The organism is Janthinobacterium sp. (assembly GCF_031995485.1).
Taxonomy (GTDB): domain Bacteria; phylum Pseudomonadota; class Gammaproteobacteria; order Burkholderiales; family Burkholderiaceae_D; genus Janthinobacterium.
Genome location: NZ_DAMAGB010000077.1, coordinates 545 through 14,988, shown reverse-complemented (window position 1 = coordinate 14,988; position 14,444 = coordinate 545). Strand labels below are relative to the sequence as shown.

General features: G+C 61.6%; 15 protein-coding genes and 1 pseudogene. 4 read left to right on the top strand and 12 right to left on the bottom strand.

Features of this window, described 5'->3' with window-relative positions; translation table 11 throughout:
- From RTQ46_RS26525 to RTQ46_RS26470, 12 genes and pseudogenes are all read right to left on the bottom strand, one after another.
- Nucleotides 1–373, bottom strand: a pseudogene (locus RTQ46_RS26525) (pseudouridine synthase); the annotation flags it as partial.
- A gap of 3 nt (nt 374–376) precedes the next feature.
- The gene (locus tag RTQ46_RS26520; protein ID WP_312440601.1) at nt 377–1,285 is read right to left on the bottom strand and encodes a M48 family metallopeptidase; all 909 of its coding nucleotides are present in this window, start codon (nt 1,283–1,285) and stop codon (nt 377–379) included.
- An 84-nt stretch (nt 1,286–1,369) separates the two neighbouring features.
- On the bottom strand, nt 1,370–1,984 hold the full coding sequence (gene metW, locus RTQ46_RS26515) for a methionine biosynthesis protein MetW (RefSeq protein ID WP_312440600.1): 615 nt from the start codon (nt 1,982–1,984) through the stop codon (nt 1,370–1,372).
- The gene (locus RTQ46_RS26510) at nt 1,981–3,180 is read right to left on the bottom strand and encodes a homoserine O-acetyltransferase (RefSeq protein ID WP_312440599.1); all 1,200 of its coding nucleotides are present in this window, start codon (nt 3,178–3,180) and stop codon (nt 1,981–1,983) included. Before RTQ46_RS26510 ends, metW begins: the two co-directional genes overlap by 4 nt.
- A gap of 132 nt (nt 3,181–3,312) precedes the next feature.
- Entirely contained in the window at nt 3,313–5,055 is a 1,743-nt protein-coding gene (ptsP, locus tag RTQ46_RS26505) for a phosphoenolpyruvate--protein phosphotransferase (RefSeq protein ID WP_312440598.1), read from the bottom strand.
- A gap of 44 nt (nt 5,056–5,099) precedes the next feature.
- On the bottom strand, nt 5,100–5,369 hold the full coding sequence (locus RTQ46_RS26500; protein ID WP_312440597.1) for an HPr family phosphocarrier protein: 270 nt from the start codon (nt 5,367–5,369) through the stop codon (nt 5,100–5,102).
- Between the two features lie 66 nt (nt 5,370–5,435).
- Nucleotides 5,436–5,840: a PTS fructose transporter subunit IIA gene (locus RTQ46_RS26495; protein ID WP_312440596.1), complete on the bottom strand. Its 405-nt coding sequence runs from the start codon at nt 5,838–5,840 to the stop codon at nt 5,436–5,438.
- Nucleotides 5,841–5,852: 12 nt separating this feature from the next.
- On the bottom strand, nt 5,853–6,815 hold the full coding sequence (gene gshB / locus RTQ46_RS26490; RefSeq protein ID WP_312440595.1) for a glutathione synthase: 963 nt from the start codon (nt 6,813–6,815) through the stop codon (nt 5,853–5,855).
- A gap of 96 nt (nt 6,816–6,911) precedes the next feature.
- Nucleotides 6,912–8,210: a glutamate--cysteine ligase gene (gene gshA, locus RTQ46_RS26485; protein ID WP_312440594.1), complete on the bottom strand. Its 1,299-nt coding sequence runs from the start codon at nt 8,208–8,210 to the stop codon at nt 6,912–6,914.
- A gap of 183 nt (nt 8,211–8,393) precedes the next feature.
- Nucleotides 8,394–9,956 carry an ammonium transporter gene (locus tag RTQ46_RS26480; protein ID WP_312440593.1) on the bottom strand — a complete coding sequence of 521 codons (1,563 nt, stop codon included), beginning with the start codon at nt 9,954–9,956 and terminating at the stop codon, nt 8,394–8,396.
- Nucleotides 9,957–9,967: 11 nt separating this feature from the next.
- Nucleotides 9,968–10,306: a P-II family nitrogen regulator gene (locus tag RTQ46_RS26475; RefSeq protein ID WP_065308187.1), complete on the bottom strand. Its 339-nt coding sequence runs from the start codon at nt 10,304–10,306 to the stop codon at nt 9,968–9,970.
- 11 nt (nt 10,307–10,317) lie between these two features.
- Entirely contained in the window at nt 10,318–11,085 is a 768-nt protein-coding gene (locus tag RTQ46_RS26470; RefSeq protein WP_312440592.1) for a TorF family putative porin, read from the bottom strand.
- A 268-nt stretch (nt 11,086–11,353) separates the two neighbouring features.
- Here RTQ46_RS26470 and RTQ46_RS26465 point away from each other — a divergent pair, with 268 nt between their 5' ends.
- The 4 genes from RTQ46_RS26465 (at nt 11,354) to RTQ46_RS26450 (ending at nt 14,333) form a co-directional block, all read left to right on the top strand.
- Nucleotides 11,354–11,605 (top strand): accessory factor UbiK family protein, encoded by a 252-nt coding sequence (locus RTQ46_RS26465; RefSeq protein ID WP_312440591.1) that lies wholly within the window; start codon nt 11,354–11,356, stop codon nt 11,603–11,605.
- Between the two features lie 101 nt (nt 11,606–11,706).
- Nucleotides 11,707–13,227 (top strand): YifB family Mg chelatase-like AAA ATPase, encoded by a 1,521-nt coding sequence (locus tag RTQ46_RS26460; RefSeq protein ID WP_312440590.1) that lies wholly within the window; start codon nt 11,707–11,709, stop codon nt 13,225–13,227.
- Between the two features lie 53 nt (nt 13,228–13,280).
- Nucleotides 13,281–13,826, top strand: coding sequence for a hypothetical protein (locus tag RTQ46_RS26455; protein ID WP_312440588.1), 546 nt, complete (start codon nt 13,281–13,283; stop codon nt 13,824–13,826).
- A gap of 162 nt (nt 13,827–13,988) precedes the next feature.
- Nucleotides 13,989–14,333 (top strand): DUF1840 domain-containing protein, encoded by a 345-nt coding sequence (locus RTQ46_RS26450; protein ID WP_312440586.1) that lies wholly within the window; start codon nt 13,989–13,991, stop codon nt 14,331–14,333.
- Nucleotides 14,334–14,444: the final 111 nt, after the last annotated feature.

The window sequence follows — 14,444 nt, the reverse complement described above, 5'->3', positions numbered from 1 at the left end:
TCTTCAGGCGCGTCAGCAAGGTCTCGTGCACGAAGCGCCCGCCCGGCGTCATCGGCAGGAAGTGCGGCTTGTCGGCCACCACCAGGTGTTCGTCTTCGAACAGGATCTGTTCCTGGAACGGAATCGGTGTCTCGCGCTCAAGCTCGCGGTAATAAAAAATGCGCATGCCGCGCCGGAAGGGACTCGCTGGCGACAGCGCCTGGCCATCTCCGTTGACTACCTCGCCGCGCGCCATGCGGTCCTGCCATTGCGCGGCGCTGATCTGCGGATAGCGCGCCACCAGGAACGACAGCATGTCGGGCCACTGCCCTTCGGGCAGCCACAGATAGCTGGCCGCCACGCCGTCGCGCATGGGCAGTGGTGTCGCGGCCATGGCTTAACGCGCAGCGACGGCGTTGCTGCGATATGCTGGCAACTCGCTGACGGACACGCCTTTGGTGCGCGCGTACAGCGGCAGCACCTGCGCCATATGGCTGTTCATCTGCGCGATGCGGTCCTTGCCCGACGGGTGGGTCGACAGGAACTCGGGCGGCGCGCCCTTGTTCAGCGCCGCCATTTTCTGCCACAGGATCACGCCGGCGCGCGGGTCGAAACCGGCGCGCGCGGCCAGGTCCATGCCGATCAGGTCGGCCTCGCGCTCGTCGTCGCGCGAGAATTTGAGCATCACGCCCTGCGCCGCCATATTGGTGGCGGTACCGGTGATGTTCGGGTCCACGCCCAGCCAGGCCGACAGGCCGGCGCCGACCAGTTTCGAGCCGACGGCGGCCAGGTTGCCCTTGCCGGCCTGCGCCTGCGAATGTTCGCGCAGCGCGTGCGAAATTTCATGGCCCATCACGACGGCCACTTCATCGTCGGTGAGATTGAGCTTGGTGATGATGCCGCTGTAGAAGGCAATCTGCCCGCCCGGCATGCAGAAGGCGTTGACCTGGTCCGAATTGAGCAGGTTGATCTGCCAGTTCCAGTTGGCGGCCGCCTCGTTCCAGCGCGTGGCGAACGGAATGATGCGCTGGGCGATGGCGCGCAGGCGCCTGACCTGCGGATCGCTGTCGGGCACCAGCGCGTTCTTGGCCTTCGCTTCGTTGACCAGCTGCGCATACTGCAGCTTCGACTGTTCATTGAAATCGACACCGCCGGCAAAGATGCGCGAGGTCGACAGCGGGCGTACCTTGATGCCGTCCTGGACTACGGCCTGTTGCGACATCGCCGGCAGCGGTGCCAGCACGGCGGCCGCACACAGGCTGGCGGCGAGAGTAAAACGTTTGAACGAGTTGGGGTGGTGCGTCATTTGGCGGTTCTCCATGAAACAATGTTATACATTAGCATACAGGCCGCCCGCCATATTGCACTATCCCAACACGCGTGCAGGGTTTCAATGCACCTTCTTCTTGCGAAGACGGAACACGGCCAGGTCGCCGCGCAGGTTCGGCAGCACGGAGACGATCCTGCCTTCGGCCAGCGCCACGCAATCGATCACTTCCAGGCCGCATTCCTCGGCCAGTTCGCGGAAGTCGTTGATGGTGGCGCAGCGCACGTTGGGGGTGTCGTACCACTGATACGGCAGCGATTTCGACACCGGCATGCGGCCCTTGAGCAGCGACACGCGGTGCGGCCAGTAGGCAAAATTCGGGAACGAGACGATCGCTTCCGTTCCCACGCGCACGATATCGCGCAGCAGCGGCTCGACCTGCTTCATCATCTGCAAGGACGACAGGCACAGCACCGTGTCGAAGCTGTTGTCGCCGAAAATGGCCAGGCCTTTTTCCATATCCTGCTGCACCACGTTGACGCCGCGGCGGGTGCTGGCCAGCACCTTGTCGTCGGCGATCTCGATGCCATAGCCGCTGCAGCCCTTGCCGCTGCTTTGCAGGTATTCGAGCATCACGCCGTCGCCGCAGCCGACGTCCAGCACGTGGGCCTGGTCAGGCACCCAGTGGGCGATAAAGGCCAGGTCGGGGCGCAGCGCGCTCAGTTCTTCGAAAGTCATGCGGTCTCCTTTGCGCCCTGGCGCACGGTGGCAGTTGGTACGGCTGCGGGGCGGCCGGCGGCGATATCGTTGCTGACCTGGCCGAAATAGGCGCGCACCATGTTCATATAGCGCGCGTCTTCCAGCAAGAAGGCGTCGTGGCCATGCGGCGCATCGATTTCGGCATACGTCACCTGGCGCCGGTTGCACACCAGCGCCTCGACGATTTCGCGGCTGCGCTCGGGCGAAAAACGCCAGTCGGTGGAAAACGAGGCGAGGAAGAATTTGGCTTTGGTGCCGGCCAGCGCCTTGGCCAGGCTGCCGCCGTGCGCGCGCGCCGGGTCGAAGTAATCGAGCGCCTTGGTAATCAGCAGATAGGTATTGGCGTCAAAGTATTCGGAGAACTTATCGCCCTGGTAGCGCAAATACGATTCGATCTCGAAGTCGATGCCGAAGCCGAACTTGTAGTCGCCCGTCTGCGCCGCGTCGCGCAGCTTGCGGCCGAACTTTTCGGCCATGTCGTCGTTCGACAGATAGGTGATATGGCCGACCATGCGCGCCACGCGCAGGCCGTTCTTCGGCACCACGCCGTATTCATAAAAATCGCCGCCGCGGTAGTCGGGATCGGACAGGATCGCCTGGCGCGCCACGTCATTGAAGGCGATATTCTGCGCCGACAGCTTGGCCGTCGAGGCGATCACCACGCAGTGGCGCAGCCGGTCCGGGTACATGATGCTCCAGGCCAGCGCCTGCATGCCGCCCAGCGAGCCGCCCATCACGGCGGCAAACTGGGTGATGCCCAGCTCGTCGGCCAGGCGCGCCTGCGCGCTGACCCAGTCTTCCACCGTCACCACCGGGAACGAGGCGCCATATGGCTTGCCGGTGGCCGGATTGGTGTGCATCGGGCCGGTCGAGCCGAAGCATGAGCCCAGGTTGTTGACGCCAATGACGAAGAACTGGTTGGTGTCGAGCGGTTTGCCGGGACCGACCATATTGTCCCACCAGCCCGTGCTTTTCGGGTCGTCGGCGTACACGCCGGCCACGTGGTGCGAGGCGTTCAGGGCGTGGCAGACCAGCACCGCGTTCGATTTGTCGGCGTTCAGCGTGCCGTAGGTTTCATACATCAACATATAGTCCAGCAGCGATGCTCCGCTTTGCAGCTGCAGGGGTTGCGCAAAATACATGGTTTGCGGCGATACGATTCCAATGGATGACATGGTGTGTCGGTTTATCTAGGGGGGCGGCCCCACGGGCCATGATCGATGCGGAGTCGCGATGAAAGGCTCCGCAGCTTCAACAGGACGCATCTTGCCGCGCGCAATGCGTCCTGCTGGTGTTGAAACGACAGTTTACATCAGCTGCAGTTGCTCGACAGCTTCGGCGATCACATTTGGCTCCATCGAACGCATAATTTTGCGCATTTGTGGTGCAATCAGCGCCAGGTCGCTGTTGAGGATCTCCTGCTTGACGGCCAGCAGCTGGGCCGGATGCATGGAGAACTCGCGCAGGCCCAGGCCCAGCAGCAGGCGCGTGAGCTTGACGTCGCCGGCCATTTCGCCACACACCGCGACGTCGATGCCCGCCTTGTGGCCGGCCGCGATCGTCATCGAGATCAGCTGCAGCACGGCCGGATGCAGCGGGTTGTACAGGTGCGCCACTTCGTAGTCGACGCGGTCGATCGCCAGCGTGTACTGGATCAGGTCGTTGGTGCCGATCGACAGGAAATCGAGGCGTTTGACGAACATCGGCAGCGCCAGCGCGGCGGCCGGAATCTCGATCATGGCGCCCACTTCGACGGCGTCGTCGAACTTGATGCCCTCTTCGCGCAGGGCCGCCTTGGCCTGCGCGATCATCGCCAGCGACTGGTCGATCTCGAACGCGTGCGCCAGCATCGGGATCAGGATGCGCACCTTGCCGTAGGCCGAAGCACGCAAAATCGCGCGCAGCTGCGTCAGGAACAGCTGCGGCTCGGCCAGGCAGTAGCGGATCGCGCGCAGGCCCAGCGCCGGATTGAGCGCCGTATGGTCGGACTGGTCGAGCGGCTTGTCGGCGCCGATGTCGAGCGTGCGGATGGTGACCACCTTGCCCTTCATCGACATCACGGTCCTGCGGTAGGCCTCGAACTGTTCGTCCTCGGACGGAATCTTGTGGGCGCGGCCCATGAACAGGAATTCGGAGCGGAACAGGCCCACGCCGACCGCGCCGGATTCGAGCGCAAACGGGCAGTCGTCGGGCAGTTCGATATTGGCCAGCAGGGTGACGGCGGTGCCGCACCTGGTGACGGCCGGCGTCTTTTTCAGCTTGCCGAGTTTTTTGCGCGCGCGCTGCATCGCCACCTGGCGCTCGCGGTACTGTTCCAGCACCAGCGGGCTCGGATTGGCGATCACCACGCCGGCGTCGCCGTCGATGATCAGCCAGTCGTCCTGCTCGATCAGCATCGAGGCCTGCGACATGCCGACGGCCGCCGGAATATCGAGGCTGCGCGCGACGATCGCCGTATGCGAGTTTTGCCCGCCCACGTCGGTGATAAAGCCGATAAACGAGCGGTCGCGGAACTGCAGCATGTCGGCCGGCGAAATATCGTGCGCCACCACGATCATCTGCGCCGTGAATTCGTCTTCGCCGGCGGCCTTGGGCAGCAGCTGCTCGGTGCCCAGCAGGACTTTCAGCACGCGTTCGGCCACCTGCTGGATATCGGCCTTGCGCTCGCGCAGGTAGGGATCTTCGATCTCGTCGAACTGGGCCGACAGTTCATCGATCTGCGTCAGCAGCGCCCATTCGGCGTTGTAGTGGCGCGAACGGATGATGTCGAGCGGCGCTTCGGAAATCATCGGGTCCGACAGGATCAGCGCATGCACGTCGATAAACGCGCCCAGCTCGGTGGGGGCGTCTTTCGGCAGCTCGTTCCACAGCGTCTGCAATTCCTTGTGGACGGCGGCGATCGCGTTTTGCAGGCGCAGCACTTCGGCTTCGATCTGCTCCTGGGCCACCAGGTAATGCTTGACATCCAGCGCGGCCGGCGCCAGCAGGTGCGCGCGGCCGATCGCGATGCCGCGCGAAACCGGGATGCCGTGGAGCGTGAAAGAAGCCATGGGATGACCTGTGGGAAAGCGGCTGCGGCTGCGTTCGGCGGACATTACTCGCCTTCGCCAAACCTGTCGTTGATCAGGGCGGTCAGGGCATCGACGCACGCCTGTTCATCGGCGCCGTCCGCTTCCAGGGTTACTTTCGCACCCTTGCCGGCGGCCAGCATCATCACGCCCATGATGGACTTGGCGTTGATGCGGCGCGCGTTGCGGGTCAGCCAGACATCGCTCTTGTAGCGGGCGGCCATCTGGGTAAATTTCGCCGAGGCACGCGCGTGCAGGCCCAGCTTGTTGATGATCTCGAGTTCTTTTTGTATCATTTTTATCTAGTCTCTATCCCTGAAAAAAACCCTGCGCCGCCGTCAGGGCGGCGGCCATGGCATGCCTTATTCGCCCACGCGGATGCGGTTGTCGACGCGCACGGCGCCGCTTTGCGCACCGGCCAGCGCCATCTCCACCACCACGTCAAGCGTGTCACGCCGGTACGTGATGGCGCGCAGCAGCATCGGCAGGCTGATGCCGGCGATCACTTCCACGCGGCCCGCGTCGGCCAGCTTGTTGCAGCAGTTCGACGGCGTACCGCCCTTGACATCGGTAATTACCAGCACGCCGGAGCCGTCGTCGAGGCGGCAGATGGCGGCCGAAGCCAGCTTCTGCACTTCGCCCAGGTCCTGGTCGGCCAGCACGTCGATCGCTTCAAAACGCTCGGTCGGTCCACGAAACACGTGCGCGCAGGCGGCAATGAAAGCCTGTCCCAGCGGTGCGTGTGTCATGAGCAAAATCCCTACCATATGCAATACCCTTTACGCTTGCTGCGTGTTGGCTTGCGCAACACCGTGCTCGACGGCATCGACAAACATGGCGGCCACGTCAAAACCGGTCTGCTGTGCAATTTCTTGGAAGCAGGTCGGGCTGGTCACATTGACCTCGGTCAGGTAGTCGCCGATCACGTCCAATCCTACCAGCATCAGGCCACGTCCCGCCAGGATCGGCCCCAGCTTTTCGGCGATTTCCAGGTCGCGCGCCGTCAATGGCTGCGCCACGCCCTTGCCGCCGGCGGCCAGGTTGCCGCGCACTTCGCCGTTTTGCGGGATGCGCGCCAGGCAATACGGTACCGGCTTGCCACCGATCACCAGGATGCGCTTGTCGCCCTTGTCGATATCGGCGATAAAGCGCTGCGCCATGATGGTTTGCGCGCCATTGTTGGTCAGCGTCTCGATGATGGCGCCCAGGTTCAGCGCGTCCATCCTGACGCGGAAGATGCCGGTGCCGCCCATGCCGTCGAGCGGCTTGAAGATCACGTCCTGGTGCTTGGCGTGGAAGGCGCGCAGGCGCGCTTCGCTCGATGTCACCAGCGTCGGCGAGGTAAATTCCGAGAACTGCGCGATCGCCAGCTTTTCATTGTTGTCGCGAATCGCCGAGGCCTTGTTGAAGACGCGTGCGCCCTGCTTTTCCGCCAGTTCCAGCAGGTAGGTGCCGTACACATATTCCATGTCGAACGGCGGATCCTTGCGCTCGATAATGGCGTCGAAGGTGGACAGGCGCACCTCCTCGGTCGATTCGATCTTGTACCAGTCGTGCTCGTCGCCGGTCAGCGTGATGTGGCTTACCTGCGCCGTGACGATGCCCTCTTCCAGCGCCATGTCCTTCTGCTCGAACGCGTAAATCGCGTGGCCGCGGCGCGCTGCTTCGCGCATCATGGCGAAGGTGGAGTCCTTGTAGGTCTTGAAGCCTGCCAGCGGGTCGGCAAGGAATGCGATTTTCATGAGTCGGTCCAGTCGGAATGCGGGAATAAGAAGGCTTGATTCTAGCCGAGATCGCCGGGCGGGGTTTCCACCGCGCCCGGCGTCCGGCGAACCCTGTCAGTACACTTCGGGATTCGGGTCCGTGCGTTCCATTTCCAGCGACGCGGCCAGGAGGGCCAGGCGCGCCACCACGCCATACACATAGAAGCGGTTCGGCGCGGCCGTGCCCGGCTTGGCCTTCAGGTCCGGCACCGCATGCTGCTGGGCAAACGCCAGCGGCACATACTGCGAGCCGGGCGCGTTCAGGTTCTGGTCCACGCCCTTCTCCGCATGCACGCGGTAGAAGCCGCCCACCACATAGCGGTCGATCATGTAGACCACCGGCTCGGCCACCGCATCCTTGATGCTTTCAAAGGTGGGCACGCCTTCCTGGATGATCACGTCGGTGACCAGCTGGCCATCCTTGACGATCGACATCTTGTCGCGCTGCTTGCGCGACAGGTCGCGCACTTCGCTGGCGTCGCGCACCGTCATGATGCCGGTGCCGTACGTGCCCGCGTCGGGCTTGACGATCACGAACGGCTTTTCCTTGATGCCATATTCCTTGTACTTCTTGCGGATCTTGGCCAGCAGCACGTCGACGCTGGCGGCCAGCGCATCTTCGCCCTCGCCTTCCTGGAAATTGACGTCGCTGCACTTGGCATGGAACGGGTTCAGCATCCATGGATCGACATCGATCATCTTGCCGAATTTTTTCACCACTTCGTCGTAGGCCGTGTAGTGGTTGCTCTTGCGGCGCAGGGCCCAGCCCGCATGCAGGGGCGGCAGCAGGCTCTGTTCATGGATATTCTGCAGGATGTCGGGAATGCCGTCCGACAAATCGTTGTTCAGCAGGATGGTGCACGGATCGAAATCCTTCAGCCCCAGGCGGCGCCCATTGTTCAGGCGCACCAGCGGCTCGATCACCAGCATATTGCCATCCGGCAGGGCCAGCGGCGTCGGCTGGGTGATCTCCGGCGACCAGGAGCCGAAGCGCACATGCAGGCCCGTCTGGCGGAAGATCTGCATCAGGCGCGCCACGTTCTGCAGGTACTGCGGCGTGGTGTTGTGCAATTCCGGCACGATCAGCAGGTTGCGGGCGTCCGGGCAATACTTGTCGATCGCGGCCATCGCGGCCTGCACCGACAGCGGCAGCATTTCCGTGGCCAGGTTGTGAAAGCCGCCGGGGAACAGATTGGTGTCGACAGGCGCCAGCTTGTAGCCGGCGTTGCGCAGGTCGACCGAGCAATAGAACGGTGGCGTATGCTCCTGCCACTCCATGCGGAACCAGCGCTCAATGGCCGGCGTCGCGGCCAGAATCTTTTTTTCGAGGTCGAGCAGCGGTCCGGTCAGGGCCGTGACGAGATGGGGAACCATAGTTACATCCTTAAAATATGTGCAATATTCAGAAAAGCACACAGAACTGCCGACTATATTACCGTGTAAGTATCCCAAATCGGGGCGAAAGCCTTGTTTTAAAGACCTTTTCCATTCCCTGGACGAAAAAAAGGCGCCTCGATGAGGCGCCTTTCCGGCAAAACAAACTCAGAACATCATGTATCAGTTGTGATAGGCCTGCTCGCCGTGGCTCGTGATGTCCAGGCCTTCGCGCTCTTCTTCTTCCGGTACGCGCAGGCCGATGACGATATCGACCAGTTTGTAGGCGATCACGGACACCACAGCCGACCAGATAATGGTGGTGCCGACCGCTTGCGCCTGGACCCAGACCTGATGGCCGATCGAATACGGATCGGTCGAGATCTTGTTGGTGACATAGTCGAAGATGCCCTGGCCGCCCAGTTGTGGCGCAGCAAACACTCCGGTCAGGATGGCACCCAGGATGCCGCCCACGCCATGCACGCCGAACACGTCGAGCGAATCATCGGCGCCGATCAGGCGTTTCAGGCCCGTCACGCCCCACAGGCAGACGATACCGGCCAGCAGACCGATGACCAGGCCGCCCATCGGGCCGACAAAACCGGCCGCAGGGGTGATCGCTACCAGGCCGGCAACCGCGCCGGAAGCGCCGCCCAGCATCGAAGGCTTGCCTTTGGTAATCCATTCGCCGAAGACCCACGACAGCGTGGCGGCAGCGGTGGCCAGCATGGTGTTGACGAACGCCAGGGCAGCCAGGTCGCCAGCTTCCATCGAGGAACCGGCATTGAAACCGAACCAGCCCACCCACAGCAGGGATGCGCCAACCATGGTCATCGTCAGCGAGTGTGGCGCCATCGATTCACGGCCGTAACCGACGCGTTTGCCAATCATGATCGCGCCAACCAGGCCGGCCACAGCGGCGTTGATGTGCACCACGGTGCCGCCGGCAAAGTCCAGCGCGCCTTTTTGCCAGATCCAGCCGGCTTTGGCCGCTTCCGAAGCGGCGGTGGCAGCATCGGTAATCAGGTCAGGGCCGGTCCAGAACCACACCATGTGGGCCGCTGGCAGGTAGGCAAACGTGAACCACAGCACAACGAAAGCCAGCACGGCGGAGAACTTGGCGCGCTCGGCAAAGGCGCCGACGATCAGTGCGCAGGTAATGGCGGCAAACGTGCCCTGGAAGGCGACGAAGACGAATTCAGGAATGACCACGCCCTTGCTGAAGGTAGCGGCGACGGCAAACGTGCCGGTGGCAGGATCCCAGATGCCGTTCAGGAAAGCGCGGGCAAAGGTACCGTAGAACGCGTTGCCTTCAGTGAACGCCAGCGAGTAGCCATAGATGCACCACAGCACGACCACCAGCGAAAACACCATGAACACTTGCATCAGTACCGACAGCATGTTCTTGGAACGGACCAGGCCACCGTAGAACAGGGCCAGGCCAGGTATCGTCATCAGGATCACCAGGATGGCGCAGACCATCATGAAACCGGTGTCGCCCTTGTTGGGGACCGGTGCGGGTGCGGCGGCGGCAGGTGCGGCGGCGGCCGGCGCGGCAACTTCAGCAGCAGCCGGCGCTGGCGCGGCAGCGGGCACGGCCAATGGTGCGACTTCCGGCGTGGCGACGGCGGCCGTGGTAGCGGCAGCAGCTTCCGGTTTCGGTGCATCGGCAAAGCTTGGCGCTGACACGCCAAATGCAAACAGACAGGCAACCCCAGCTAATAATTTTGTTATATTTTTACGCATCAATATTCCCCTTAGAGCGCTTCGTTGCCGGTTTCGCCGGTGCGGATGCGGATGACTTGTTCCAACGTGGTCACGAAAATCTTGCCATCGCCGATTTTACCGGTACGCGCGGCACCCTCGATCGCTTCGATGGCCTGGTCGACGATGGCGTCATCGACGGCGGCTTCGATCTTGGTTTTTGGCAGGAAATCGACCACATACTCGGCGCCACGGTACAGTTCCGTGTGGCCTTTCTGACGGCCAAAACCCTTCACTTCCGTGACCGTAATGCCTTGCACATTGATAGCCGACAAGGCTTCGCGCACCTCGTCCAGCTTGAACGGTTTAATGATTGCGGTAATCATTTTCATGGCAGTCTCGCTTAAAAAGTTTTGGAAACAGTCAGTACCAGGCCGGTTTTCGCCAGGTTCTTGCCATTCGGCGCGAAGGCATCGATATTGGCCTTGACTGCGGCCAGGGCGACCGTGGCCATGCCGAAGTCCTTGGTCACTCCGATCTTGTAATCGGTATAGCTGGCGGTCTTGTTGTGTTCCACGTTCTGGCGGCCCACGTGCACGTTGAACATGTAGCCATCCTGGACTTCCACATTGGCGCCCAGATCCCAGTAGCCGCTGTTTTTGCTGTCAGGCACGCCGAACAGGTTGGTGGTGGCGTGCGAGTATTTGGCGTAGACAGGACCGAAGCCGATCTGTCCATACACTTCGAAAGTATTGGCGTTGGTGCTCAGGCCATTCGATGGGTAGAAGTAGTACAGGCCGCCTACGTCATAGGTAAAACCGTTCTTGATTTCGCCACGTTTGCCAGCATAGACATCCCACTCGATATTGGTGTCGCCGCCGCCATCCTTGATCCATTTGATGCTCGACAACCAGGTACCCACATACAGGCCGGTCGGGTTATTGGTGTAGTCGGCACCCCCGCTGACGGCTGGCTTCAGACGGCTTTGTGATACACCACGGAAACGGTAGTCAGTGGTCAGCGCCACGTTGTAGCTCACGACGTTATCTGGCACGGCTTCGGCAACAGCAGGTACTGCGGCAGTTTCCTGGGCCATTGCGCTTCCGCACAAAGCGGACACGGCAAATGCCAACGCAGCTGCTACAGTCATGTTCTTGGACAGATTCTTCATGGCGGTTCCCTTTTATTGAACTTTTAAAGCGGTTGAGGTTTAAAATCTGGTCTGGCGATCACAAAGCGTTCATCTACTCTTTAGCAGAATACGTGCCAGCCAGATTGCCACCTTGTCAGCTGTATTTCTGTCCATACATACTCTGAAAGCCGCTGAAAATGCGGCACTGGACGGCAAAGACGTGATGAAGCGCCCATATTCGCACCACATTAAAGCTGACGTGCACCGCAATGGTGCGATGCATATGCAGTACCACTAAGGACATACCATGGACATGAATACTTTCTTTAACGATTTACAAGGCAAGATCCACCAGGCCATTGAAAACTCGCCGGCCAAGGACATCGAAAAGAACGTGAAGTCGATGATGACGCAGGGCTTCGCCCGCCTGGACCTGGTCACGCGCGAGGAATTCGATATCCAGACGCAAGTGCTGGCCAAGACACGCGCCAAGCTGGACGCGCTGGAACTGCGCGTCATCGAACTGGAAGCGCGCCTGAACGAGGGCAAAACGCTGTAATTTCAGGTTTGCCGGGATGCGTTCTTGCTGGCGCATCTCAAACGCCATGCCGGATCACCGGCTAGACTGATCGAGTCCGCGCCTGCGGTACGGGAGATCAGATGAGCCTGGCAGTCCTGAAAAGCCGCGCGCTGGCCGGCATGGAAGCCCCCGAGGTGAACGTTGAAGTTCACCTGGCCAATGGCCTGCCGTCGTTTACCGTTGTCGGCCTGCCCGATACGGAAGTCAAGGAATCGCGCGACCGCGTACGGGCCGCCCTGCAGAACTGCGGTTTCGACATGCCCGCCCGGCGCATCACGGCCAACCTGGCACCGGCGGATTTGCCGAAAGAATCCGGCCGCTTCGACCTGCCGATTGCCCTCGGCATCCTGGCCGCCTCCGGCCAGCTGCCGGGAGAACAGCTGCATCGCTATGAATTTGCCGGCGAGCTGTCCCTGTCGGGCCAGCTGCGCCCCATCCGTGGCGCGCTGGCCATGACGTTTGCCATGCAGCGCAGCAAGAGCGGTACGCCGCGTTCCTTTATCCTGCCGCAGGCGAATGCCGATGAAGCGGCACTGGTGGCCGACGCCAGCATTTTTCCAGCGCACAGCCTGCTGGAAGTGTGTGCCCATTTTGCGGCGCGCGACCAGTGCGCGGCGCTGCAGCGGCACCAGCCAGCCCTGCCGCAAGCCGATTTTTCCTATCCCGACTTTGCGGACGTGCAAGGACAACAGCATGCGCGGCGCGCCCTCGAAGTGGCCGCCGCCGGTGGCCACAGCCTGCTGATGGTGGGTCCGCCAGGCGCCGGCAAGACCATGCTGGCCAGCCGTTTTCCCGGCATCCTGCCACCGATGAGTGACGACGAAGCGCTGGAATCGGCGGCCGTGCATTCGCTGGGCGGCAGCTTCAAGGTGGAAAACTGGAAGCGGCGACCTTACCGGGCGCCCCATCAGACGGCGTCCGGCGTGGCCCTGGTCGGTGGCGGCAATGTGCCGCGTCCCGGTGAAATTTCACTGGCCCATTGCGGCGTGCTGTTTCTCGATGAAATCGCCGAATTCGACCGCCGGGTACTGGACGTGCTGCGCCAGCCGATGGAATCGGGCCTGATCACCATCTCGCGTGCCGCCAGGCAAGCCGAGTTTCCGGCAAGGTTTCAACTGATCGCCGCCATGAATCCCTGCCCCTGCGGCTATCTGGGACACGCGTCCGGCCGCTGCCGCTGCACGCCGGATGCCGTGCTGCGCTATCACAGCCGCCTGTCCGGTCCGCTGCTCGACCGTATTGACCTGCAGATCGAGGTGGCCGCCATGCCGCCCGCACTGCTCGGCGCGCAGGCCAAACCCGGCGAAAGCACGGCAGCGATCGCGGCGCGCGTGTCGGCCGCGTTCGCCGTTCAACTGGCGCGCCAGGGTAAGGCCAACCATCGCCTCGGCAATAATGAAATTGCCCTGCACTGCCAGCTTGACCAGGCCGGCGAGCAGCTGCTGCATGGCGCCATGCTGCGCCTGCACTGGTCCGCGCGCACCTACCACCGGGTCTTGCGCGTGGCGCGCAGCATTGCCGACCTGGCCGGCAGCGCGACCATTGCACACGCTCATATTGCCGAGGCCATCCAGTACCGGCGCGTGCTGCGAGAGACCTAGAACTGCCAACGTGCGCGATTGCATACGGCCGGCAGCACTGCTACCATCGGCTGATGAAAAAAACATCATTCGCCACTGCGCTGGGCATGCTTGCCATCACCTTGCTGTTATCCGCGTGCAGCCCCCAATTCGACTGGCGTGACTATCGCAGTCCCGACGCGCAGTTTACAGCGCTGTTTCCGGGCAAGCCGTCCGTGCTGACGCGCGAGATCAATCTCGATGGCAAGAAAGTCAGCCTGACCATGACCGCCAGCGAAGCTGAAGGCAACACTTTTGCCATCGGCAGCGCAACGCTGGCCAGCGCCGAACAGGCGCAAGCCGCCTTGCCTGCGATGAAAACAGCCTTGCTCAACAATATCAAGGGCACGGTGCGCAGCGAAAAATCAGCAGTCGCCGCCAGCAGCACGCCGGCCGGCACGCGCCAGAAAAGCAGTCTGAGCATCGAAGCGACGGGGTCGCAGAATGGCAAGCCAGTCTTGCTGGTGGGACGCTTCGTGGCGCTGGACAAGCGCATCTTCCAGATCGTCATCGTGGGGCAGGAAAGCAAGTTGTCGCGCGAAAATATCGAGACCTTCATGGACTCGGTCAAACTGCAGTAATTTACTTATATTGCTTAGCGCGGACTTAAAGCTGTGGCCTGTGCCCTTGTAAATAAGTGTCCTGTCCAACACATGTTGCTATCCGGCTTGCAGACGCCCTGTGGAAAAATCCAAGTCGTGATATGGTTTCATGACTAACAACAAGAATTCAGAAAGCCTATTATGTTGATCTCATTCAAATCCAAATCGTCCCCTGAAGTGCTGATGTACCAGGAACATGCGCAGCGCATCCTCGACATCCTGCACAAGAGCCCGACGCGCGGCGTCATCACGCCGGCCGAAGCCGGCCATGCGCTGGAATTGTTGGAAAAAGAAGTCGCCGAGACCAGGCTGCATCCGGAAAACGACATCGAACACGATGTGCATACCCCGGAAACCCTGGAAGACGGCGAATCGGGCGAGCACGCGCGCGCGCAAAAAGTCCATTTCTCGCAGCGTGCCTTCCCCTTGATGGAAATGCTGCGCTCGGCCAAGGCCGAAGGCGAAAGCATTATCTGGGGCATCTGATACCGCAGCAGAAAGCAATGGACGAAAAAAAACCCCGCGCATGCGGGGTTTTTTCATATAACAAGCCTGACGATAACCTACTTTCACACTGGTTGCAGCACTATCATCGGC